Origin of the sequence: Rhodococcus sp. NPDC003318, from assembly GCF_042879035.1 — a bacterium.
In the GTDB taxonomy this organism is placed as follows: Bacteria; Actinomycetota; Actinomycetes; order Mycobacteriales; family Mycobacteriaceae; genus Rhodococcus_G.
Genome location: NZ_JBIAOU010000001.1, coordinates 306737 through 329958, shown reverse-complemented (window position 1 = coordinate 329958; position 23222 = coordinate 306737). Strand labels below are relative to the sequence as shown.

Sequence of the window (23222 nt, the reverse complement as noted above, 5' to 3'; positions counted from 1 at the left end):
CCGACTCGGCGAGTCGGTCCGGGGCGCGAGTGAAAGCGGTGGATTCTTGGTGACGTCAGCGGACGCGACCGGCAGTGGGTCGGGACAGGACTCGGGCTCCGGAACGGGGGCCTCGGCCAACTCCGGTCCGGCCGGCACTGCCAGCGCGGTGCACTCCGACGCGCAACTGCTCGAGAAGGTGATCTACGAGGTCAAGCGCGTCATCGTCGGCCAGGATCGGTTGGTCGAACGCATCCTCGTCGGCCTGCTGGCGAAGGGACACGTGCTGCTCGAGGGTGTTCCCGGCGTTGCGAAGACCCTGGCCGTCGAGACGTTCGCGACCGTCGTCGGCGGCTCGTTCTCGCGTGTCCAGTTCACCCCGGACCTGGTGCCCACCGACCTCGTCGGCACCCGCATCTACCGGCAGGGCCGGGAGGCGTTCGACATCGAGCTCGGTCCCGTCGTCGCGAACTTCGTGCTCGCCGACGAGATCAACCGGGCGCCCGCGAAGGTGCAGTCGGCGCTGCTCGAGGTGATGGCCGAGCGGCACGTCACCATCGGTGGCAAGACGTTCCCGATGCCCGAGCCCTTCCTCGTCATGGCCACCCAGAACCCGATCGAGAACGAGGGCGTCTACCCGCTGCCCGAGGCGCAACGCGACCGCTTCCTGTTCAAGGTGCTCGTCGACTACCCGTCGGTCGAGGAGGAACGCGAGATCGTCTACCGGATGGGTGTCGGGGCTCCCGAACCGCGACAGGTACTCGGTCCGGACGACCTGATCCGGCTGCAGAAGACGGCCGGTGGCGTGTTCGTGCACCACGCGCTCGTCGACTACGTGGTCCGGGTGATCGCGGCGACCCGCACACCCGACCAGTTCGGTCTCCCGGAGGTCGCGGGCTGGATCTCCTACGGCGCCTCGCCGCGCGCCACCCTCGGCATCATCTCCGCCTCCCGCGCCCTTGCCATGGTGCGGGGGCGTGACTACGTGGTGCCGCAGGACATCCTGGACGTGATGCCCGACGTGCTGCGGCACCGCCTGGTGCTGTCGTACGACGCACTCGCCGACGAGATCAGCCCCGACGACGTCATCACCCGGGTACTGCAGACGGTCGGTCTGCCGCAGGTGGCCGCGCAGCCGGTGGCGCCGGTTGCCACGCAGACCCAGCCCGCGACCGCGCCGGCGGCTCCGGTCGGCGGCGCACCGCGGTGACGACCGCCGGCTCCGCCGGGGCGTCCCCGTCCGGTTCGCCGCTGCCGACCCTGCGTTCCGGGCAGCTGCGCGACCCCGAACTCGCGGCCGCACTGCGCACCCTCGAGCTCACGGTGCGACGCCGGCTCGACGGTGTGCTGCACGGCGAGCACCTCGGGTTGATCCCGGGTCCCGGCACCGAACCCGGCGACGCCCGGATGTACCAGCCCGGTGACGACGTCCGGCAGATGGACTGGTCGGTCACCGCCCGTACGACCCATCCGCACGTGCGGCAGTCCGTCGCCGACCGCGAGCTCGAGACCTGGCTCGTCGTCGACCTCTCGGCGAGCCTCGACTTCGGGACCGTCGGCGCCGAGAAGAGGGACCTCGCCGTCGCAGCGGCCGCCGCGATCACCTACCTCACCAGCGGTGGCGGTAACCGGATCGGGGCGATCGTGGCGACCGGCCACCACAGCGTGCGGATCCCGGCTCGGGGCGGGCGGCTGCATGCGCAGGCCATGCTCCGGACCATCGCGACCACGCCGCACGCGCCGGACGGGGTGCGGGGAGACCTGCGGGGGGCGATCGAGTCGCTGCGCCGCCCCCAGCGTCGGCGCGGTCTCGCGGTGGTGATCAGCGACTTCCTCGGGCCACTGGACTGGGAGCGGTCACTGCGCGCGGTGTCCGGCAGGCACGACCTGCTCGGCGTCGAGGTGCTCGACCCGCGCGACCTCGAACTTCCCGATCTCGGCGAGGTCGTGCTCCACGACCCCGAGACCGGGCGCACCCGCGAGTTCACCACCACTGCGCAACTGCGCGCCGACTACGCGGCGGCCGCGCAGGAACACCGCGCCCGGGTCGAGCAGACCCTGCGCCGGTGCGGTGCACCCGTGCTCGGTCTGCGCACCGACCGGGACTGGATCGCCGACGTCGTGCGGTTCGTCGCCGCGAGGCGGCACAGTTATGGTTCTCGGGTGAATCGAGTGGGCCGCCAGTGAGTCTCACCCAGTTCGCCTCCCCGTGGTGGCTGGCGTTCCTCGTCGTGGTCGCGGCACTGGCGGTCGGTTACGTGCTGGCGCAGCGCCGCAGGCAGAAACACCTGCTGCGGTTCTCGAACCTCGAGATGCTCGAGAAGGTGGCGCCGGCGCGTCCGGGACGGCTGCGGCACCTGCCGACCGCACTGATTCTCGTCGGATTGCTGTTGCTGACGGTCGCCCTGGCCGGCCCGACCTCGGAGAAGCGGGTGCCGCGGAACCGGGCGACGGTGATGCTGGTCATCGACGTGTCGCTGTCGATGAAGTCCACCGACGTCGCTCCCACCCGGCTCGCCGCCGCGCAGGAGGCCGCCAAGCAGTTCGCGGACGGGTTGACCCCCGGCATCAACCTCGGCCTCGTCGCGTTCGCCGGGACGGCGTCGGTGCTGGTGTCGCCGACCGTCAACCGCGAGGAGACCAAGGCCGCGATCGACCACCTCACCCTGGCGGAGCGGACCGCGACGGGCGAGGCCATCTTCACGGCACTGCAGTCGATCCACACCCTCGGTGCGGTGCTCGGCGGCGGCGACCAGGTGCCGCCGGCGCGGATCGTGCTGCTCTCCGACGGCAAGCAGACCGTGCCCGACAGCCCGGACGACCCGCGCGGTGGCTACACCGCGGCCCGGCAGGCGAAGGAGGAGAACGTGCCGATCTCGACGATCTCGTTCGGCACCTCCTACGGCACCGTGGACATCGGGGAGGACCGCATCGCGGTGCCCGTGGACGACCCGTCGCTGCGGGAGATCGCGAACCTCTCGGGGGGCACGTTCTTCACCGCATCCAGCCTCGAGGAACTGAACCGCGTCTACGACACCCTCGAGGAGCAGATCGGGTTCGAGACCACCCGCGGCGACGCCAGCCGGGCGTGGCTGGTGCTCGGCGTGCTCTGCGCCACTGCGGGCCTGGCCGCCGCGCTCGTCCTGCGCCAACGTCTGCCGTGACGACACGGCGGCTGTCAGAATGACGCGGCCGTCCCGCACGCACGGTCCGTCACACCGTGCTGCCGCATCACCCCTGAACCACAACAGATAGGTTGATCGAATGACGAATGCGTCCACCCCGTCCCGCTCCGTGCTCGTGACCGGAGGCAACCGCGGCATCGGCCTCGCGGTGGCCCAGCGTCTCGCCGCGGACGGTCACAAGGTGGCGGTCACCCATCGCGGGTCGGGTGTGCCCGACGGACTGTTCGGTGTGCAGTGCGACGTCACGGACTCGGAGTCGGTGGACCGGGCGTTCACCGAGGTCGAGGAACACCAGGGTGCGGTGGAGGTGCTGGTCGCGAACGCGGGTATCACCGACGACACACTGCTCATGCGGATGACCGAGGAGCAGTTCACCACTGTCATCGACGCCAACCTGACGGGTGCGTTCCGGTGCGCCAAGCGGGCGAACCGTGCGATGTTGCGCGGCCGCTGGGGCCGGATGATCTTCCTCGGTTCCGTGGTCGGGCTCGCGGGCCAGGCCGGTCAGATCAACTACGCGTCGTCCAAGGCCGGCGTGATCGGTCTGGCGCGTTCGGTCACCCGGGAGCTCGGGTCGCGCTCGATCACCGCCAACGTCGTCGCGCCCGGCTTCATCGAGACGGACATGACCGCGGAGCTCTCCGAGGACCTTCGTGACACCGCCAAGAAGTTCATTCCGCTGCAGCGCCTCGGGCGGCCGGAGGACGTGGCCGCCGTGGTCAGTTTCCTGGCGTCCGAGGACTCCGCGTACGTCTCCGGTGCCGTGATCCCCGTCGACGGCGGCATGGGCATGGGTCACTGACCGGGAGCTCGGGACCCCTCGCACACCACGACTTCCATCTGAAGGAGGAGCACAACCATGGGCGGACTGCTCGAAGGCAAGACCATCCTCGTCACCGGCATCATCACCGACGCGTCGATCGCGTTCCATGCGGCCAAGGTCGCGCAGGAGCAGGGCGCGAAGGTGATCATCACCGGCATCCCCGAGCGGCTGCGGCTGATCGACCGGATCGCCAAGCGGCTGCCGCAGGAGGTGCCGCCCGCGATCGGACTCGACATCACCAGCGAGGACGACCTCGCCACCCTCGCCGACCGCGTCCGTGAGCACGCGCCCGAGGGTGTCGACGGCGTCCTGCACTCGATCGCGTTCGCCCCCAAGACGCTGATGGGACCCGACGCGAAGCCCTTCCTCGACGGACCCGGCCCGGACGCGGCGAAGGCGTTCGAGATCTCCGCATGGAGCTACGCGTCCCTCGCCCGCGCCGTGCTGCCGGTCATGAACGAGGGTGGCTCCATCGTCGGCATGAACTTCGACCCGCGCACCGCGATGCCGTACTACAACTGGATGGGTGTGGCCAAGGCCGCGCTCGAGTCGGTGAACCGGTACGTCGCACGGGAAGTCGGCGAGGCCAAGAAGGTCCGCTCGAATCTCGTTGCCGCCGGTCCCATCCGGACCCTCGCGGCGAAGGCGATCGCGGGTACCGCCACCGATGACGCCGCGAAGATGGCCCAGCTCAACGTGTACTGGGACGCCGCGTCCCCGATCGGCTGGAACTTCGACGACCCGACCGCCGTCGCGAAGTCGGTGGTCGTGCTGCTGTCCGACTGGCTGCCCGCGACCACCGGCTCCATCGTGTACGTCGACGGCGGCGCCAGCCACAACACCTGGCTGCCCGAGAACCTGCCGACCGCCTGAGCCGAGCCCGATGACGTACGACGCCCTGCTCCTGCTGTCGTTCGGCGGGCCCGAGAAGCCCGCCGACGTGCGGCCGTTCCTCGAGAACGTCACCCGCGGCAGGGGGGTGCCGCCCGAACGCCTCGACGAGGTGGTCGAGCACTACCTGCACTTCGGTGGGGTGTCGCCGATCAACCGGTTGAACCGCGACATCATCGCCGCGGTGGAAGCCGAGTTCGCTTCGGCGGGAACCGAACTGCCGGTGTACTTCGGTAACCGGAACTGGCACCCGACGGTCGAGGACACCGTCGCCCGCATGCGCGACGACGGTGTCCGCTCGGCGCTGGTGTTCCCGACGTCGGCGTGGGGCGGGTACTCGGGGTGCAGGCAGTACCACGAGGACGTCGCGCGCGCCCGCGCCGCGGTCGAGGGTGCACCGGATCTGACGAAACTGCGTCAGTACCACGATCACCCGCTGATGGTCGCGGCGTTCGTGGACGCGATCACCGCGGCGCGTGCGGAACTGCCGGCAGCCGTGCGAGACGACGCCCGGCTCGTGTTCACCGCGCACTCGGTACCGGTGTCCGCGGACGCGTCGGCAGGGCCGCCCGCGGACGGCGGCCGGCTCTACAGCCGGCAGGTGGCCGAGTCCGCCCGGCTGGTGGCCGCGGCGGCCGGGATCGACGAGTACGACGTGGTGTGGCAGTCGCGGTCCGGGCCGCCGCACATTCCGTGGCTCGAACCCGACATCTGCGACCACCTCGACGCCCTTGCCGAGGCGGGCGCCCCGGCGGTGATCGTGTGCCCCGTCGGTTTCGTCTCCGACCATCTCGAGGTGATCTGGGACCTCGACACCGAGGCGCGGGACCGGGCGGCCGCACTCGGACTCGGCTACGTCCGGGTCGGCACCCCCGGCACCGACCCGCGGTTCGCGCAACTGGTCGCGGAGCTGGTGGCCGAGCAACTGACCGGTGCGCCGGCCCGCAGGCTCGGCACCGAACCGCTGTACGGCGCGGGCACGAACGGTGCGCTCTGCGCCGTCGGCTGTTGCGAGCCGCCGCGGAGGCCGTCGCGCTGATCGGCGTTGGACGCCGTATGGTGGTGCACTTCGTCGCGACGATGCACGATGGTGGTGTCGTACCTCACCAGCGCCGGAGCGTTGTCCATGATCCACCGTCACGTCGCGACCTGTGTCGCGATCCTCGTCCTGCTCGTCACCCCGGTGGCGGCGGAGGCGGTCCCGTCCACCCCGAGCGATCCGCCGGACCGCTACGTGAGCAATCCGACCGACGACCCGGGGATCGCGGACTACTGCGCCGGGGAGGCGCAGCTCGCGAACAATCTCGACCGACAGGGGGACCGGGACCGCGCCGAGCAGGTGGTGGGCGCCGCCAACATGCGGGGCTGCCGCATCTACACGTTCCGCGTCGCGTAGCGCTCCCGGCTCAGATCGTCCAGGCGAAGCGCAGCAGATCGGCTACCTCCTCGACCGGACGGTGCGTGTACTCCGCGAGCTCGTACCCGCGCACGGCGTCGACGGCCTCCCGGAGCAGGGGCGTGAACGCCGTCCGGATCAGGGGTGAGTCCGCGAATCGGCGCAGCAGGTCCGCCGGTTCGGTGGGCATCCGGAAGACCCCGGCGGATTCGCGTTCGGCCGCGGTCAACCGCGACGGGTTCACCGTGACCTCCGCGGCCAGAGGCAGTCTCCCGTCGATGCCCGCGTGCACCGCGCGCAGCAGCACCGCGGTCACCAGATACGGGTTCGCGGACGGGTCGATCGGCTTGACCTCGACGTTCGCGCCGTACGGGTTGCCGGGGGTGTCGGCGCACAGACGGATCGCGGCCTCCCGGTTCTCGAGCCCCCAGCAGCAGTAGGCGCCGGCCCAGTTGTCCGGCGACAGGCGCAGGTGCGAGAGTGCCGAGCCCGCGAGCAGGAGCGTGGCGTCGGGCAGTGCCGCCAGCAGGCCGGCGACGGCGTGACCGCCTTCGGGTGTCAGTCCGTGCGGTCCGTCTCCGTCCGACAGCAGCGGCCGCTCGCCGCGGAGCAACGAAAGATGTTGGTGGGCACCGTTTCCGGCGCCCCCGGCGACCGGCAACGGGGAGAAGGACGCGGTCGTCGCGTGGGCGCGCGCGGCACCGCCGATCAGCGTCCGCGCCAGGACCGCGTTGTCCGCTGCCGTCACCGGGTCGGCCGGAGCGAGGGAGATCTCGAACTGGTCGGTGCCGTACTCCGCGTGCACCTGCTCCACCGTCAGGCCGGCGCGGCCCGCCGCGGCGAGCAGGTCGGTGACGAACTTCCGTCGGCGCAGTGCGGAGCCGAGTCCGTACGCCGACCACCCCGGCGTCGGCCCGGCCGCGTCGAACAGGGTGAACTCGAGTTCGTGACCCACGCGGACCTCGACTCCGATGTCGGCGAGAGCGTCGACCGCGCTGCGCAGCGCCGCGCGCGGGCACCCCGGCCACGGCGTGCCGTCCTGGCAGGTCAGATCGGCCGGCGCCCATCGGGTGCCGTCGCCGAGGTCCCGCAGATCCGCGGGGTCGATCCGCAGTCGCAGGTCACCGACCGCGGACAGGGCGTCGGTGAAGGCGATGTGGTCGTCCACGCAGAACACCATCCAGGACGTCGACGCCCCTGCGCCCGCCGAGACGAAGGCGTCGAGCCGCTCGGCGGGCATCATCTTCGCGCGGGACACCCCGGCCATGTCCACGACCGAACCGACGATCACGCCGGACGGCGTCGCGGTCATGGCTCCCTCGATTCACGCGGCAACGGTAATCAGTGTGCACCGCTCGACGGCCGCTCGCGCGGATTGCGGCGGCCGGTTGCCGGCGCCGTCGAGGTCCCCGTCACAATGGGGTCGTGAGCAAAGGTAGCTATTTCGTTCGTGTCGACGACCGCCGTTACCTCCCGACGGACCTGACGGGGGGAGCCTGGACGGAGGCCGAACAGCACATCAGCCCGCTCAACGGCCTGATCGTGCACGCGGTGGACCGGTTCGTCGCTGCACGCGGCACGGACGACCTGGTGATCAGCCGGATCAGCATCGACATCCTCGGGGTCCTCGCGATCGAGGAGTTCGACGTCGAGGTCGACGTGGTGCGCCCCGGACGCACCATCGAACTGCTCGAGGTGACCGTCACCGCCGCCGGGCGTCCGGCCGTCCGTGCGAGGGTGTGGCGGATGAGTGGCGCCGACACCTCCTCCGTGGCGGGCGGCCCCGCCGACCGCCTCGCCCCGCCGGACGGGCTGTCGACGTGGCCGATGTCGGAGCTGTGGCCCGGCGGCTACATCGCCTCCCTCGACGTGCGACCGGTCACGCCGCCGCAGCCGGGACGCACCACGGCCTGGCTCTCGACGCAGACCGCGCTCGTCGCGGGGGAGGAGACCGGCCCCCTCGCGCGGTACGTCGCGCTGGTCGACACCGCCAACGGCATCGCGGTGCGCAGGAAACCGACGGAGTGGATGTTCCCCAATCTCGACCTGACCATCCACCTCGCGCGCCAGCCCAGCGGCGACTGGGTCGGTCTCGACACCACCGTCACCTTCGGCCCGGACGGACACGGCCTGACGACGAGCGTCCTCCACGACCTGGACGGTCCGATCGGTCAGGCCAACCAGATCCTCACCGTCCGCCCCCTGGGCTGACGGAGGTCGTCGGCGTAGTGTTCGACACGGTGATCGGATGCGCAGCGACGGAGACTCCTGGGACATCGTGAGCAGCGTGGGCCGCACCGCACTGGGTGTGGCGACGTTCCGCGCGCTCGAGACCGAACGCCCCGACCCCCTGATCGAGGACCGCTGCGCACGGTGGTTCGTCGAGGCCGCGGGCGACCCCCACTTCATCGGGTTGCTCACCGACCCGTCGCCGCTCGAAGCCCTGCCGTTCTTCTTCCCCGGCTTCATGGGGGTCCGGACCCGGTTCTTCGACGAGTACTTCGCCGCGTCCGGGACAACGCAGGCGGTGATCCTCGCCGCGGGACTCGACGCGCGTGCCTACCGACTCGACTGGCCCGCGGGCACGACGGTGTTCGAGGTCGACCGCGAACCGGTGCTCGACTTCAAGGCGGCGGTCCTGGCGGCGCACGCGGTGACGCCGCGGGTGGATCGCCGGGCCGTCGCCGTGGACCTGAGGGAGGACTGGCCCGCGGCCCTGGGGGCCGCGGGCCTCGACTCCGGTCGGCCGACTGCCTGGTCGGCGGAGGGGCTGCTGCCCTACCTGCCCGGGGCGGCGCACGACGCCCTGTTCGCACGGATCGACGCGCTGTCGGCCCCGGGTAGCCGCGTCGCGCTCGACGGGTTCGGCGCCGAGAACGACCCGCGGCGCTTCGTTGCGATGCGGGACAAGTACTTCGGGAACGCGCTGTTCGGTGATGTCGACGTCACCTCGCTGTTGTACGAGGACGAACGTGCCGACCCGGCCCGGTGGCTGACCGATCACGGCTGGACGGTGGAGCAGTCGAGCCCGGCCGAGCTCGCCACCACCTACGGCGTGCAGGTTCCCGACCTTCCCGACGATCTCGCCGAGATCGCGTACGCCCCGGCGTACCTGACGGGGTGGAAGGGGGAGTCGGCTCCTGGTGAGCCGGCCGCTGGTGAGCCGGCCGCTGGTGGGTCGGCGTGACGGCGAGCCCGGTGTTCAGGTCCGCGGCTGGTGGCTGCGCACACAGGAGGCCACCGCGGCGACCCGGGCGGCACGCACGGCCGTCCACAGGGGGCGCAACGTGTCGTCGCGGGCGGCGGCGCCGGTGGCGGTCTGCGCACGGCCCGAGGATTCGCCCGCGACGGTGAGGATCGTCGCGACCTGGTCGGCGGTGTCGAGGATCCGCAGTGCCCGCGCGGGCGTCCCGTCGGGCGTGGTGTGCCGGGAGACGTCGGCGAGAGCCTCGGCGATCCGGGCCCGCGGATCGCCGCCACCGGCGTCGAAGCCGCCGTGCATCGACGACAACGCGTCGGCGGCGTCGCGCACGGCCTCGCGGAGGGTGTACTCGACCTCGCCGAGCCCGGGTTGTCCGTCGGCCCGGGGCACCGCGGGTACCCCGAAGACCGTCCAGCGCAGCACGTCCGGACCCTCGACCCGGGGCACGATGCCGATACCGGGACCGCCGGGCGTCCCGACCAGCACGCCCTGACCCGCATCGAGTGCCGCCGCGGCGAAGGCGGTGCCCACGGGCAGTCCGCGTACGTCCCCGGCGGCGGGCAGCGTCAGGGCGGGCACGGCCGCGGGGTCGGCGGCGGTGACCCCGCGCATCGCCTTGAGCAGCGCCACCGGCCCGACGTCGGCCGGGTCCGGCCACGGCAGGTCCCAGCGCAACGCGACCTCGGCGTCCGCGGCGTCGACGAGGTGCATCGGCGCCCAGGCCCGGATCGCGTCGATCACGTCGTCGGGCGAACAGGCGCCGGCGAGCCACGACGCGGACCACAGGGTCAGGGTGATGCTGGGACAGGACACGGTTACCAAGCTTAGGACGGCGTGGCGGCCCGCGACAGCGCACACCGGTGCCCTAGCCTGGACCGTCGTGAGTGGACGCGACATGTACGGCGGCAACATCTTCGACGGGCACACCCGGCGCCGGGCGCGCGAGTACCCGAAGGTACCCGCGGACCGGGGGCTGGTCGTCGAGGACGCCGCCACCGGATGGTGCGGCGCGGTCGTCGGCATGGAGAAGACGTACGACGGTGACTACGTCCGGCTCGAGGACGCGCGCAAGCAGACCCGGCTGTTCGCGATGCGGGAGGCCGCGTTCCTCATCGACGGCAAACCCGTCACCCTGACCCGCCCGACCGCGAAGAAGGCTGCCGCGCCGACCCGCTCCGCGTCGGGCTCGACCCGCGTGGAGGGGCTGAAGGCCCGCACGGCGCTGCCCAGCCGGATCTGGGTGGAGGGTGTGCACGACGCCGCGATCGTCGAACGGGTCTGGGGCCACGACCTGCGGGTCGAGGGCGTCGTCGTCGAACAGCTCGAAGGCCTCGACAACCTGCCGGAGCGGCTCGCCGAGTTCGGTCCCGGACCCGGTCGCAAGGTCGGTGTTCTGGCCGACCACCTCGTCGAGGGCTCGAAGGAGACCGCGTTGACCCGGGGCCTCGGCCCGTACGTGATGGTGACCGGCCATCCGTACATCGACGTCTGGGAAGCGGTGCGACCCAAGGCCGTGGGCATCGCCGCCTGGCCGACCGTCCCGCGCGGACAGGACTGGAAGACCGGTGTGTGCCGCGAACTCGGTTGGGGCACAACGCAGGACGGCTGGCGTCGGGTGTACGGCGCGGTGTCGAGTTTCCGCGATCTCGAGGCGCCGCTGATCGGTGCGGTCGAACGCCTCGTCGACTTCGTCACCGTCGACTGACCGGGCTCTCGCGGCCCGGCTCCGTGCGCTCGACTGTGGTTGGATGGGGGCGTGGCACCGCTGATCTGGTTGGTGGGAGGCGTTCTGCTCGCCGCTGCGGAGGCAGCGACGGGCGACTTCTTCCTGCTCATGCTCGCCGGGGGAGCCCTCGTGACGGCCGGCTTCAGTGCAGCGACCGATCTGCCCGTGTGGATCGACGCGGTGGTGTTCGCGGTGGTCTCGCTGACCCTCGTCCTCGCGGTGCGTCCGGCACTGGTGCGGCGGTTCTCGAAGCCGCCGCTGCTGCCGACCAACACCGCGGCTCTGCCGGGCAAGCACGCGCTGGTGCTCGAGGAGGTCTCCCAGCACCACGGCCGGGTCAAACTCGACGGCGAGGTGTGGACCGCCCGCCCGCTCGACCACACCGAGGTGTACTCGCCGGGTACCACCGTCACCGTCATGGAGATCGACGGCGCGACCGCCGTCGTGTGGCGCGGCCCGTAGGACACGGGCCCGTAGGACACGCAGACAGGGGAAGGAAGCTCGTATGGCCGCGCTGATCGTGCTCGCCGTGCTCGTCGTTCTGGTGGTGATCGTCGTCGCCAAGTCGGTGGCCCTGGTGCCGCAGGCGGAGGCCGCGGTGATCGAACGCCTCGGCCGCTACCAGCGCACCGTGTCGGGACAGCTGACGTTCCTGGTGCCGTTCGTGGACAAGATCCGCGCGAAGGTCGACCTGCGGGAGCGGGTCGTGTCCTTCCCGCCGCAGCCGGTGATCACCCAGGACAACCTGACGCTCAACATCGACACCGTCGTCTACTTCCAGGTGACGAACCCGCAGGCAGCGGTGTACGAGATCAACAACTACATCGTCGGTGTCGAGCAGCTGACCACCACGACACTGCGCAACGTCGTCGGCGGCATGACCCTCGAGGAGACGCTCACCTCCCGCGACTCGATCAACGGGCAGCTGCGCGGGGTGCTGGACGAGGCCACCGGTCGCTGGGGTCTGCGCGTCGCCCGCGTCGAACTCAAGAGCATCGATCCGCCGCCGTCGATCCAGGAGTCGATGGAGAAGCAGATGAAGGCGGACCGGGAGAAGCGGGCGATGATCCTCACCGCCGAGGGCAACCGGGAATCCGCCATCAAGACGGCCGAGGGCGCCAAGCAGAGCCAGATCCTGTCCGCGGAGGGCGCCAAGCAGGCCGCGATCCTCACCGCGGAGGGTGAGCGGCAGTCACGGATCCTGCGCGCGCAGGGTGAACGCGCCGCGAAGTACCTGCAGGCACAGGGCCAGGCCAAGGCCATCGAGAAGGTGTTCGCGGCCATCAAGTCCGGGAAGCCGACCCCGGAACTGCTTGCGTACCAGTATCTTCAGACGCTGCCGCAGATGGCGCAGGGCGACGCGAACAAGGTGTGGTTGGTGCCGAGCGACTTCGGTGACGCGTTGAAGGGCTTCGCGAAGACGCTCGGTGCCCCCGGGGATGACGGCGTGTTCCGCTACGAACCGAGCACCGAGGAACCGTCCGCGCCGGTCGACGACTCCGACGAGGTCGCCGACTGGTTCGAATCCACGACCGATCCCGCCGTCGCCGAGGCCGTGGCGGCCGCCGAAGCGGTCGCCCGCAAGCCCGTCGAGACGTCGCTGCTGCCCGAACACGAACTGCCCGGCCAGCACGCGCTGCCGCCGGAACTGCCGTCGCAGCAGTGGGGCGAGCCGCGTTAGGGGTCTCTCGGCGTCAGGTGACGAGCGCCTGCGCGACACCGCTGACCGCGATCGCCCACAGCACCGACGTGAACGTGCCGATGATGAACTGTTCGGAGGCGTGGGGTTCGCGGAGCTCGGGGTAGCGGGCCAGGCCCTTGACGGCCAGGACGACGGCCAGTCCCTCGGGCCAGCCGGCGAGGATGGCCACGGCCACGGCGATCCGTTCGAGCACGCCGATGGTCCGACCGCCGCGCAACGGGCCGGCGTCGGGCTGGGGACGGGAGTCGTCCCGCCGCACGGCGATGCGGAACGCGGCGCGCACCAGGGGACCGCCGCCGGTCGCGGCGGCGAGGACCGCCAGCACCAGCGTGGCCCCCAACGCGAAGCCGGTGACCGGGCGGGTGGCGGTGGCCGCCAGGGCGGCGCCGCCGAGCGCGAGCACGGTGACCGCGGGTGCGACCGGGTGGGGGATCCGCTTCGAGGACAGCAGGATCGGGGCGGCGGCGGCGACGCCGAGCAGGATCAGGGACAGTGCGGTCATCGGTCGGCGTCCTCGAGCAGTCGGGTGGCGAGTCGTCGTCCCGCCTGTTCGGCCTGCCAGCCTGCCACCGACAGTCGTTGCGAGACGGCCTGTTTGCTGATGCCGAGCCGTTCGGCGGTCTCGGCCTGGGTGAGCCCGGAGCGGGCGGCCGCCACCGCGGCCCGGCCGGCCTCCGATCGGCGGGACACCGTCAGGGCCAGCAGCATCAGCGCGGCCTCGGCGTCCGCGGCGGCGGACCGGCCGCCGACGGCGATCGATCCGGGCAGGTTCTTCGCGCGCTCGACGGCGGTGCGGGCCGCTTCGAAAGCGGGCCCGCGGCCGGCGCGGGTGCTCTCGGGCAGCGGGGTCTCGACCGGGCCCACGCCGATGCCGACGCTCCACGCTCCGGTCGCGGCGAGGTCGAGCGCGATGTCGACGACCTGGTCGGCGTCGGCGCTGACGGCCTGCACCTCGTCGCCGGCGGTGCGTTCGAACGGGCGCAGCAGCGCGGCGCCCGAGAAGTGGTCGAGCAGGGCGGGAACCCGGTCGTGGTCGCGTCGACTGCGACGTTGGTCCACCGTCATGACGAACATTCGTCAAGGTTACAGCCTAGATTTCATCATTTCAAGGTATCAGGCTTGACTTCGGCGAGTCAGGTTCGGGAGCTTGTCGCCATGGTCTGTTCGGGGCCCGCCGGAACGCCGAGCCGGGCATCGATCACGAGCCCTACCACACCCACAGCCAGGAACACCGCCGACACCGCGAGCAACGCGGGCGAGGTGTCGCCTCCGATCGCGTCGCCGAGCAGGACGACGCCGATCGTGCCCGGCACGATCCCGACCAGGGTGGCCAGGATGTACGGAGCGAACCGGATCGAGGACAGCGCGGCGCAGTAGTTGGTGATCGAGAACGGCACCGGCGCGATCAGCCGCAGCGAACCGACCGCGAGCCAGCCGCGGCGGGCCAGGCGGTCGTCGATCTTCTGAACGGCCGGATGCGTCATCCGGGCGGCCACCGCGTCACGGCCGACGACACGCACGAGCACCAGTGCGATGGCCGCACTGACGGTGGAGGCCGCGACCGCAATCGCTATCCCGGCGACGGCGCCGAACAGCACCCCGGCCGCGAGGGTGAAGACGGTACGGGGGAACGGGGCCACCGTCACGACCGCGTGCAACAGGAAGAACGCGATCGGGAACAGCGGGCCGAGCGACGCGGACCACTCGCGCAACTGCTCGATAGACGGATGCGGGACGAACAGCGCGACCGCCGCGAGCGCGAGCAGCAGCGCGATCAGACCGAGTGCCCGCGGTGTCCACAGGCGCCGGACCGCACCCCTCAGCACGCGGGGTCGCGCCGACAGGTGACGGTGGCGACCGAACACGTGCGACCGAGATGATCGCGTGCGGTGACCCGTGTCACCGCCACCCGACGTCCGGCCCGCACCGTCTCCGCGTCGAACACGACGGGACCGTCCACCGGCACGGCCCGGAAGAAGTTCACCCGCAACGAGCCGGCCCGCATCGGGATGTCCCCGGCGGCGGCTGCGGCGGTGCCCGCGAGGTCGTGCGCGCACGTGATGACACCGCCGTGCATCACCCCGTTGGCGTTCGCGAGTTGTTCCTGCCCGGGCACCGTCAGCCGCACACCCGAACCGGTCGCCTCGAGGACCCCGCCGAGCAGGTCGATCGGCGACCCCGCCAGGCCGCCGACCAGCGGTTGCGGGTCGGGGCCGGGGGCGGTCACCACCGTGCGCTGCGGGCTCACGTCGTCGACGAAGTTGCCGCGGAGGGTGGCGATCGCGACGAGCGCACCTGCGGAGTCCTGCACCCGAGCCGAGCTCAGCCCCCCGTCCCGGTCGAGTGCCTCGAGCCGGCTCTCGGCCGTCAGGTGCGGCCCCTGCCAGGCCGCGGGACGCACGACGTCGACGGACAGTTCGGCGGTGACCAGACCGGCCCGGTCACCGCGCCGGTCGTACAGTGTGAATCCGAGAAGATCGTCGAGCAGGACCCCGAGCGCCGCGGTGCCGGGAGGAGTGCCGGAATCGATGGTCATGACCGTCTGGTTGGCGTCGCCGATCCGGGCCGGTGGACTGACTCGGAACAGTGTCTGGGGGGTCCACCGCAGCTCGGTCGTCACGCTCATACCGCGAGGTTACCGAACGTCAAGTGATCCAGCGGACAGGGCTCCGCGGGGTCCGGCTAGCATCACAGCAACAAATGACTGAGTCCGAATACCGAGAGGAAGCCGACACCGTGTCACAAGCTCCAGTGTCACACGCTTCACAGGCCGAGGAGGCTGCCCGCGGCTACGGGGAATGGCAGCGCGCGGTGGCCGCGGTGCTCGCGAAGGCGCGCAGGGTCGACGTCTCCGAGTTGCCCGCCGATCCCGAGCACCTTCTCGACACCACCACGTACGACGGCGTGACCGTGACGCCGCTCTACACCCGACGTGTCGAGGCCGCCGAGAACCCCCTCCCCGGCGTCTTCCCGTTCGTCCGCGGGCGTGACGCCCACCGGGACGTCAACAGCGGCTGGCTGGTCAGTGCCGCGTTCGGTGCTCAGGAGAGCGATCCGAAGAAGGTCAACGAGACCGTCCTGGACGGTCTGGAGAACGGTGTCAGCGCGATCTGGCTGAGCGTGGGCGGCGGCGGGCTGTCGGCCGACGCGCTGGACGTCGCGCTGGACGGCGTGCTGCTCGACCTCGCGCCGCTGACCCTCGACGCCGGGGCCGACGTCGCCACGGCCGCCGAGCGGCTCTACGCGCTGATCGACGCGCGCGCCGCCGCGGGCGACGGGGTCACCGACCGCGCCGCGATCACCGTGGCGCTCGGAGCGTCCCCCCTCACCGACGCGTTCGCCGGTCGCGACGGGGTGGATGTGACCGGGGCGGTGGCGCTGGCCGTCGCCGCGGCCGCCCGGGCGGAGACCGTCCGCGCGATCACCGTCGACGGGACCGCGTTCCACAACGCGGGCGCCTCGGACGCGGAGGAGCTGGGTGCCGCGGTCGCGGCCGGACTGGAATACCTGCGTGCGCTCGCCGGCTCGGATGTCACGATCGCGAAGGCGTTGGGGCAGATCGAGTTCCGCCTCGCCGCCACCGACGACCAGTTCCAGACCATTGCCAAGTTCCGCGCCGGCCGGCAGCTGTGGGCGCGTGTCGCGCAGGTGTGCGGGGCCGGCGACTTCGGCGGGGCACCGCAGCACGCGGTCACCTCCGCCGCGATGATGGCGCAGCGCGACCCGTGGGTGAACATGCTCCGCACCACCCTCGCCGCGTTCGGCGCGGGCGTCGGCGGCGCCGACTCGGTGACGGTGCTGCCGTTCGACGTCGCGTTGCCCGAGGGCAGCGTGGAGACGTCGAAGTCGTTCGCGGCCCGCATCGCCCGCAACACCCAGCTGCTGCTGCTCGAGGAGTCGAACCTCGGGCGCGTGCTCGATCCGGGTGCCGGTTCCTGGTACGTCGAGGACCTCACCGCACAGGTCGCGGCCAGGGCGTGGGAATTCGTGCAGCAGATCGAGGCCGCGGGCGGGTACGCCGCCGCGCTCGAATCCGGTGTGATCGCCGACCGCGTCGCCGCCACCCGCGCCAAGCGTGAGTCCGACATCGCGCACCGCACCACCGCGGTCACCGGTGTCAACGAGTTCCCGAACCTGGCCGAGGCGCCGCTCGCGGAGGGCCCCGCGCCGCTCGCCGGCGTCGCCCGCTACGGTGCCGCGTTCGAGGCACTGCGGGACCGCTCGGACCGCTTCCTCGCCGAGCGCGGCCACCGGCCCAAGGTGCTGCTCGCGGCACTCGGTCCGGTCGCGGAACACAACGGCCGCACCACATTCGCCGCGAACCTGCTCGCCTCCGGCGGCATCGAGGCGGTCAACCCCGGCACCCTCGACCTGGCCACCGTCGCCGGAATCGTGAAGGAGTCGGAGACCACCATCGCGGTCCTGTGCGGCACCGACAAGCGGTACGGCACCGACGGTGTGCCCGCGGTCGACGCACTGCGCGCCGCAGGCATCGAGACCGTCCTCCTCGCGGGACCGGAGAAGACGTTCGCGGACGCGCAGGGCGCGGACCGGCCGGACGGCTTCCTGACCGCTCGTATTGACGCAGTGTCGGCGCTGACCGGTCTGCTCGACACCCTGGGAGCGAAATGAGCATCAAGCACGAGATCGGCAGCTTCGCCGACGTGCCGCTGACCGACCCGGACGTCCCGGCACCCGCCGCGCCGACCGAGGCCGAGGTCACCGCGCACATCGAAGAGGCCGCCAAGGCCAACAACTACGCCGCCGAGGACGTCGTCTGGTCGACGCCCGAGGGCATCGACGTCAAGCCGGTCTACACGAAGGCCGACCGGGACGCCGCCGAGGCGGCGGGCTACCCGCTCGACAGCTTCCCCGGTGCCGCTCCGTTCCTGCGCGGGCCGTACCCGACGATGTACGTCAACCAGCCGTGGACCATCCGGCAGTACGCCGGCTTCTCCACCGCCGCCGAGTCCAACGCCTTCTACCGCCGCAACCTCGCGTCCGGTCAGAAGGGCCTGTCGGTCGCGTTCGACCTCGCGACGCACCGCGGCTACGACTCCGACCACCCGCGCGTGCAGGGTGACGTCGGCATGGCCGGTGTGGCGATCGACTCGATCCTCGACATGCGGCAGCTGTTCGACGGCATCGACCTGTCGCAGGTGTCGGTGTCGATGACGATGAACGGCGCGGTGCTGCCGATCCTGGCGCTGTACGTCGTGGCCGCGGAGGAGCAGGGCGTCACGCCCGAGCAGCTGGCCGGAACCATTCAGAACGACATTCTGAAGGAGTTCATGGTCCGCAACACCTACATCTACCCGCCGAAGCCGTCGATGCGGATCATCTCCGACATCTTCGCGTTCACCAGCGCGAAGATGCCGAAGTTCAACTCGATCTCCATCTCCGGCTACCACATCCAGGAGGCCGGTGCCACGGCCGACCTGGAGCTGGCGTACACCCTCGCCGACGGTGTGGAGTACATCCGCGCCGGCCTCGACGCGGGCATGGACATCGACAAGTTCGCGCCCCGCCTGTCGTTCTTCTGGGCGATCGGCATGAACTTCTTCATGGAGGTCGCCAAGCTGCGCGCCGGGCGTCTGCTGTGGAGCGAGCTGGTCGCGAAGTTCGACCCGAAGTCCAGCAAGTCGCTGTCGCTGCGTACCCACTCGCAGACCTCCGGCTGGTCGCTCACCGCGCAGGACGTGTTCAACAACGTCGCGCGCACCTGCGTCGAGGCGATGGCCGCGACCCAGGGGCACACCCAGTCGCTGCACACCAACGCCCTCGACGAGGCGATCGCGCTGCCGACCGACTTCTCGGCCCGCATCGCCCGCAACACCCAGCTCCTGCTGCAGCAGGAGTCGGGCACGACCCGGCCGATCGACCCGTGGGGCGGTTCGCACTACGTCGAGTGGCTCACCAACGAGCTGGCCAACCGGGCCCGGGCGCACATCGCGGAGGTCGAGGAGGCCGGCGGTATGGCGCAGGCCATCTCCGAGGGCATCCCGAAGCTGCGCATCGAGGAGGCCGCGGCCCGCACCCAGGCCCGCATCGACTCCGGCCGTCAGCCGCTGATCGGCGTCAACAAGTACGTGCCGGACGAGCCGGACAGCATCGAGGTGCTCAAGGTCGACAACACCAAGGTGCGCGCGGAGCAGCTCGCGAAGCTGCAGCAGCTGCGTGCCGAGCGCGACGAGGCCGCCACGCAGGCCGCCCTCGCCGAGCTCACCCGCGCCGCGGCGTCCACCGAGGGCGGCATGGAGAACAACCTGCTCGCCCTGGCCGTGAACGCGGCCCGCGCCAAGGCCACCGTCGGGGAGATCTCCGACGCGCTGGAGACGGTGTACGGGCGTCACCAGGCCGAGATCCGGACCATCAGCGGGGTGTACCGGGACGAGGCCGGAAAGTCGGAGAACATTTCCAACGCAACCGAACTCGTCGAGAAGTTCGCTGAGGCCGAGGGTCGCCGTCCCCGCATCCTCGTCGCGAAGATGGGTCAGGACGGGCACGACCGAGGCCAGAAGGTGATCTCCACCGGCTTCGCGGACCTCGGATTCGACGTCGACGTGGGACCGCTGTTCCAGACCCCCGAGGAGGTCGCCCAGCAGGCGGCCGACGCCGACGTGCACATCGTCGGCGTGTCCTCCCTCGCCGCCGGCCACCTCACCCTGGTGCCTGCGCTGCGGGAGGCTCTTGCCGCGGTGGGCCGCCCCGACATCATGGTCGTGGTCGGCGGCGTCATCCCGCCCGGCGACTTCGAGGAGCTGTACCAGGCCGGCGCCGCGGCGATCTTCCCGCCCGGCACGGTCCTCGCGGACGCCGCGATCGGGCTGCTGCAGAAGCTGTCGGAACAGTTGGGACACGATTCGGTTGTCGCCGACTAGTCGTCCGCCCCTGGATCTGACCGCCCTCGGCGACGCGGTCCTGGCCGGTCGGCGGGGGGAGATCGCAAAAGCGATCACCCTTGTCGAATCCACCCGGACGGACCACCGGGAGCAGGCGCAGCAGTTGCTGCTCCGCCTGCTCCCGCACGCCGGGGGCGCGATCCGCGTCGGCATCACCGGCGTCCCCGGAGTCGGGAAGTCGACCACCATCGAAGCCCTCGGGATGTATCTGATCTCGTTGGGGCACAAGGTCGCCGTCCTCGCGGTCGACCCGTCCTCCACCCGGACGGGCGGCTCGATCCTGGGCGACAAGACCCGGATGCAGAACCTGTCGGTCGAGCCGAACGCGTTCATCCGGCCGTCCCCGACGTCGGGCACGCTCGGCGGTGTCGCGAAGGCGACCCGCGAGACGATGGTGCTGATCGAGGCCGCCGGCTACGACGTGATCCTCGTCGAGACGGTCGGCGTCGGGCAGTCCGAGGTCACCGTCGCGAACATGGTCGACACCTTCACGTTCCTGACGTTGGCCCGCACCGGAGACCAGCTGCAGGGCATCAAGAAGGGCGTGCTCGAACTCGCGGACATCGTCACCGTCAACAAGGCCGACGGCAAGCACGAGCGCGAGGCCAAGGCCGCGGCCCGCGAGCTGGCCGGCGCGCTGCGGTTGATCTACCCGCACGACGCGCTGTGGAAGCCGCCGGTCCTGACGATGAGCGCGCTCGAGAACGTCGGAGTCGACAAGTTCTGGGACGAGGTGCTGCGGCACCGCAAGGTCCTCGGCGACGCCGGCGAACTCGAACGCAAACGGCATCAGCAGCAGGTCGACTGGACGTGGTCGATGGTCCACGACCAGCTGCTGCGCCGCCTCGACACCGATCCGGAGGTCAAGGCCGTCCGCGGCGACGTCGAGCAGCAGGTGCGGGACGGGTCGCTCACGGCCGCGTTGGCGGCGCACCGCATCCTGGACGCGTTCGACAAGTAGTGCGGCTGCGCCGCAGTGGTGCACTTTCGGATGCGCGGCCGTCCGGAAGTGCACCACTGCGCGTCAGCGCAGGTGGGATCCGATCCGTGAGATCAGGTGGTCGAAGAACGCCTCCGGGTCGGTGCCGACCGCGATGTCGGCGTTCGGTTCCCGCCCCCACATGCCGTGCCAGTCGGCGACCGTGCACCCCCGAGTCAGGGTGCCGGTCAGTTCGACGTCGACGGTCGCCGGGCGGGTCCGGGCGATCGACGGGTCCAGGGCCAGGGCCGCGGCGAACGGGTCGTGCATGTGCGCGATGAAGCCCTGCCCGTGCGCGCGGTGGAAATCGAGGTAGAAGCGGATCGCGTCGAACAGCACGCGGACGACCGGATTGCTTGCCCGGGAACGGGTTCCGGCGGGATCGGTCTCCGCGATCAGTTCGGCCGGCTCGCTGCCCGCCGCACTGGCCAACCGGCGCAGGTGGTCCGGTGTCATCTCGAGGGTCTCGGTGATGTCGAGGGGGCACACCAGGGGTCGTCGGTCCGCGGGAGCGGCGGAGAACGCGTCGAAGACCTCCTTGGCCGCTTCGGGATCGACCGAGATGTTCCACTCCGACTTCGGCGTCGTGTTGCCGGGATGGTTGAACGCGCCGCCCATCACGACGAGTCGGCGGAGCAGTCGCGGCAACTCCGGTTCGCGACGCAGCGCCAACGCGAGGTTCGTCAGCGGGCCGGTCACCAGCCCGGTGATCTCGCCGGGCCGGGAGCGGGCCAGGTCCACCCACGCCTGAGCGGAATCCCGGTAGGACAGCTCCCGCGGCGACCGCGGCAGTTCCGCGTGCCCCATGCCCCGGGGCCCGTGCGTGTCCTCGGTCGTGCGCAGGTCGTCGCTCAGTGGCACGGGGGAACCGAGGGTCACCTCGATGTCGGGTCGGCCGCACAGGTCGAGCAGCGCGAGGTTGTTCGCGGCGACCTGGGCGGCGGGTACGTTCCCCGCGGTACTGGCGACCGAGAGGATGTCGGCCTCCGGACTGGACAGCAGGTAGACCAGGGCAACGGTGTCGTCGATCCCGGTGTCCACGTCGACGATCAGGGGTACGGAGGCCGGCACCGGCCCATCCTCTCAGACGCCTTTCACACCCAGTGTGGTGCGTCGGCACCCCAGTCGTGCGCGGGGAACGGGTATTCGGGATATCCGGGGAGCGCGGGCCTGGCGGTCGTGATCGCGCCGTGCGTGACGCCGGCCGCCGGACCGGGATCCAGGGACTCTGCGGGCGCGGTGAGACGGCCCGGCAGATCGAGCAGCGTCCGCGCCGTGCGGGCCAGAGACACCGACACGTCGCGGCCGCGACGGTCGGCGCAGCGGAGCGTCACCGCGTCCACGACGCCTGCCGCGAGGAGGTATCCGCTGGCGTGGTCGAGCACCTGCGCGGGCAGCGCCCCCGGATGCTCACCGCCCTCGACGAGTGCGATCCCGGACGCCGCCTGCACGATGCTGTCGAATCCGCGGCGGCCCGACCACGGACCGCGGTCACCCCATGCGCTGACCGACGCCCGCACCAGTCCCGGTGCGTCCGAGGACAGTTCGAAGCGGTCGAGACTGCCCGGCCGGTACCCGGTGACGAGGACGTCCGCGGTTGCGATCAGGCCCCGCATCGTGTCCAGATCCGCGGCGGCGGTCAGGTCGAGCAGGGTCGACCGCTTGCCCTGGCCGGTGTCGCGGTGTTGCCAGTCGATCTCGTGCAGCTGTGGGGGATCGACCCGCAGCACCTGCGCGCCGAGCAGCGCCAACGCGCGCGCGGCGACCGGGCCCGCCAGCACCCGCGTCAGATCCAGCACCCGCAGACCCGCGAGCGGGTGCACCGGATCCGCCACCGACAGCGTCACCCCCGTGTATCCGTCGGTGGGCGTCATCGCCACCAGCGGACCCGTGGACGTCGCGAGCGACTGCGGGTGCGCCGCCCACTCCTCCTCGGTGCGGACCCGCGCCGCGACCGCGTCCGCCTCGGCGCAGCGGTCCTCGACGTCCTGTGCCGCGAGTTCGCCGACCCGGACCGAGAGCATGCCCGGATCGGCATCGGCAGGCAGATCGAGGGCTGTCAGCAGCCGGGTCCGGTGATGCGGATAGTTCGCGTGGGTGCGCACCCAGCCGTCCGACGCCGCGAAGAATCCCGACATCGGGGCGAACCCGGACACCGGATCGCCGTCGATGCGCATCACCCGGTCCGCGGCGAACGACGCGGCGATCCGCTCGGGATCGAGGAGCCAGGTGTGCGGGTCGCGCCCACGGGAGACCAGCAGCCGATTCACCGCCGACGCGAGCGCCCCCACCGCCCCCGCGGCCAGCGCGGCCGCGGGCAGCCGCGACGACAGATGGCCCGACGGCGCCGGATACCGCACCGACCCCGGGTCCGCGGGCAGCGCGCAACCGCGCTCGTACTCGTCGTGGATCAGCTTCGGCGACGCCACCACTGCAC

23 protein-coding genes are annotated in these 23222 nt (G+C 71.3%); 15 read left to right on the top strand and 8 right to left on the bottom strand.

All coding sequences use genetic code 11. The features are described 5' to 3' along the window. Window positions 1-49: 49 nt before the first annotated feature. From ACFYVR_RS01410 to ACFYVR_RS01380, 7 genes are all read left to right on the top strand, one after another. The gene (locus ACFYVR_RS01410) at window positions 50-1189 is read left to right on the top strand and encodes an AAA family ATPase (RefSeq protein WP_387468850.1); all 1140 of its coding nucleotides are present in this window, start codon (window positions 50-52) and stop codon (window positions 1187-1189) included. Next, a complete protein-coding gene (locus ACFYVR_RS01405) occupies window positions 1186-2166 on the top strand; it encodes a DUF58 domain-containing protein (RefSeq protein WP_387468848.1) in 981 nt (326 codons plus the stop codon). Before ACFYVR_RS01410 ends, ACFYVR_RS01405 begins: the two co-directional genes overlap by 4 nt. Further along, window positions 2163-3143, top strand: coding sequence for a VWA domain-containing protein (locus tag ACFYVR_RS01400; RefSeq protein WP_387468845.1), 981 nt, complete (start codon window positions 2163-2165; stop codon window positions 3141-3143). Before ACFYVR_RS01405 ends, ACFYVR_RS01400 begins: the two co-directional genes overlap by 4 nt. Before the next feature lie 100 nt (window positions 3144-3243). Beyond that, window positions 3244-3966 carry a 3-oxoacyl-ACP reductase FabG1 gene (gene fabG1, locus ACFYVR_RS01395; protein WP_387468842.1) on the top strand — a complete coding sequence of 241 codons (723 nt, stop codon included), beginning with the start codon at window positions 3244-3246 and terminating at the stop codon, window positions 3964-3966. Window positions 3967-4023: 57 nt separating this feature from the next. Continuing rightward, window positions 4024-4860 (top strand): NADH-dependent enoyl-ACP reductase InhA, encoded by an 837-nt coding sequence (gene inhA, locus ACFYVR_RS01390; protein ID WP_387468840.1) that lies wholly within the window; start codon window positions 4024-4026, stop codon window positions 4858-4860. Between the two features lie 10 nt (window positions 4861-4870). Next, window positions 4871-5917, top strand: a complete 1047-nt coding sequence (locus tag ACFYVR_RS01385) for a ferrochelatase (RefSeq protein ID WP_387468838.1) — start codon at window positions 4871-4873, stop codon at window positions 5915-5917. Window positions 5918-5965: 48 nt separating this feature from the next. Beyond that, window positions 5966-6274, top strand: a complete 309-nt coding sequence (locus ACFYVR_RS01380; RefSeq protein ID WP_387468836.1) for a hypothetical protein — start codon at window positions 5966-5968, stop codon at window positions 6272-6274. Window positions 6275-6284: 10 nt separating this feature from the next. On the opposite strand, the gene ACFYVR_RS01375 is transcribed toward ACFYVR_RS01380, so the two are convergent. Further along, entirely contained in the window at window positions 6285-7586 is a 1302-nt protein-coding gene (locus ACFYVR_RS01375) for a glutamine synthetase (RefSeq protein WP_387468834.1), read from the bottom strand. A 113-nt stretch (window positions 7587-7699) separates the two neighbouring features. On the opposite strand from ACFYVR_RS01375, the gene ACFYVR_RS01370 reads away from it, so the two are divergent. Together ACFYVR_RS01370 and ACFYVR_RS01365 are read left to right on the top strand one after the other, a co-directional pair. Next, complete coding sequence (locus tag ACFYVR_RS01370; protein WP_387468832.1) at window positions 7700-8485, top strand: thioesterase family protein; 786 nt, start codon at window positions 7700-7702, stop codon at window positions 8483-8485. Between the two features lie 37 nt (window positions 8486-8522). After that, window positions 8523-9461: an SAM-dependent methyltransferase gene (locus ACFYVR_RS01365; RefSeq protein ID WP_387468829.1), complete on the top strand. Its 939-nt coding sequence runs from the start codon at window positions 8523-8525 to the stop codon at window positions 9459-9461. A gap of 15 nt (window positions 9462-9476) precedes the next feature. Here the strand turns inward: ACFYVR_RS01365 and ACFYVR_RS01360 are convergent, their stop codons facing one another. Next, window positions 9477-10289 (bottom strand): hypothetical protein, encoded by an 813-nt coding sequence (locus tag ACFYVR_RS01360; RefSeq protein WP_387468827.1) that lies wholly within the window; start codon window positions 10287-10289, stop codon window positions 9477-9479. A gap of 67 nt (window positions 10290-10356) precedes the next feature. Here ACFYVR_RS01360 and ACFYVR_RS01355 point away from each other — a divergent pair, with 67 nt between their 5' ends. From ACFYVR_RS01355 to ACFYVR_RS01345, 3 genes are read left to right on the top strand one after another with little or no spacing between them, the layout of a single operon-like run. Next, window positions 10357-11181: a DUF3097 domain-containing protein gene (locus tag ACFYVR_RS01355; RefSeq protein WP_387468825.1), complete on the top strand. Its 825-nt coding sequence runs from the start codon at window positions 10357-10359 to the stop codon at window positions 11179-11181. 51 nt (window positions 11182-11232) lie between these two features. After that, a complete protein-coding gene (locus ACFYVR_RS01350; RefSeq protein WP_387468823.1) occupies window positions 11233-11664 on the top strand; it encodes an NfeD family protein in 432 nt (143 codons plus the stop codon). A 43-nt stretch (window positions 11665-11707) separates the two neighbouring features. Further along, window positions 11708-12883 (top strand): SPFH domain-containing protein, encoded by a 1176-nt coding sequence (locus tag ACFYVR_RS01345; RefSeq protein WP_387468821.1) that lies wholly within the window; start codon window positions 11708-11710, stop codon window positions 12881-12883. A gap of 13 nt (window positions 12884-12896) precedes the next feature. On the opposite strand, the gene ACFYVR_RS01340 is transcribed toward ACFYVR_RS01345, so the two are convergent. From ACFYVR_RS01340 to ACFYVR_RS01325, 4 genes are read right to left on the bottom strand one after another with little or no spacing between them, the layout of a single operon-like run. Beyond that, window positions 12897-13406 (bottom strand): hypothetical protein, encoded by a 510-nt coding sequence (locus ACFYVR_RS01340; RefSeq protein ID WP_387468819.1) that lies wholly within the window; start codon window positions 13404-13406, stop codon window positions 12897-12899. Then, window positions 13403-13978 carry a hypothetical protein gene (locus ACFYVR_RS01335; RefSeq protein ID WP_387468817.1) on the bottom strand — a complete coding sequence of 192 codons (576 nt, stop codon included), beginning with the start codon at window positions 13976-13978 and terminating at the stop codon, window positions 13403-13405. The genes ACFYVR_RS01340 and ACFYVR_RS01335 overlap by 4 nt, the downstream gene beginning before the upstream one ends. Before the next feature lie 59 nt (window positions 13979-14037). Next, window positions 14038-14730 (bottom strand): TVP38/TMEM64 family protein, encoded by a 693-nt coding sequence (locus ACFYVR_RS01330; protein WP_387468814.1) that lies wholly within the window; start codon window positions 14728-14730, stop codon window positions 14038-14040. Beyond that, on the bottom strand, window positions 14724-15530 hold the full coding sequence (locus tag ACFYVR_RS01325) for a hotdog fold thioesterase (protein WP_387468812.1): 807 nt from the start codon (window positions 15528-15530) through the stop codon (window positions 14724-14726). Before ACFYVR_RS01325 ends, ACFYVR_RS01330 begins: the two co-directional genes overlap by 7 nt. Before the next feature lie 125 nt (window positions 15531-15655). Between ACFYVR_RS01325 and ACFYVR_RS01320 the strand changes: the two genes are divergently transcribed. From ACFYVR_RS01320 to meaB, 3 genes are read left to right on the top strand one after another with little or no spacing between them, the layout of a single operon-like run. Beyond that, complete coding sequence (locus tag ACFYVR_RS01320) at window positions 15656-17536, top strand: methylmalonyl-CoA mutase family protein (RefSeq protein ID WP_387468810.1); 1881 nt, start codon at window positions 15656-15658, stop codon at window positions 17534-17536. After that, entirely contained in the window at window positions 17533-19785 is a 2253-nt protein-coding gene (scpA, locus tag ACFYVR_RS01315; RefSeq protein ID WP_387468808.1) for a methylmalonyl-CoA mutase, read from the top strand. Before ACFYVR_RS01320 ends, scpA begins: the two co-directional genes overlap by 4 nt. Then, entirely contained in the window at window positions 19772-20767 is a 996-nt protein-coding gene (meaB, locus tag ACFYVR_RS01310) for a methylmalonyl Co-A mutase-associated GTPase MeaB (RefSeq protein WP_387468806.1), read from the top strand. The genes scpA and meaB overlap by 14 nt, the downstream gene beginning before the upstream one ends. 63 nt (window positions 20768-20830) lie before the next feature. On the opposite strand, the gene ACFYVR_RS01305 is transcribed toward meaB, so the two are convergent. Next, window positions 20831-21856, bottom strand: coding sequence for a nucleoside hydrolase (locus ACFYVR_RS01305; protein WP_387468804.1), 1026 nt, complete (start codon window positions 21854-21856; stop codon window positions 20831-20833). A 23-nt stretch (window positions 21857-21879) separates the two neighbouring features. Next, entirely contained in the window at window positions 21880-23214 is a 1335-nt protein-coding gene (locus ACFYVR_RS01300; protein ID WP_387468802.1) for a CoA transferase, read from the bottom strand. Window positions 23215-23222 lie beyond the last annotated feature (8 nt).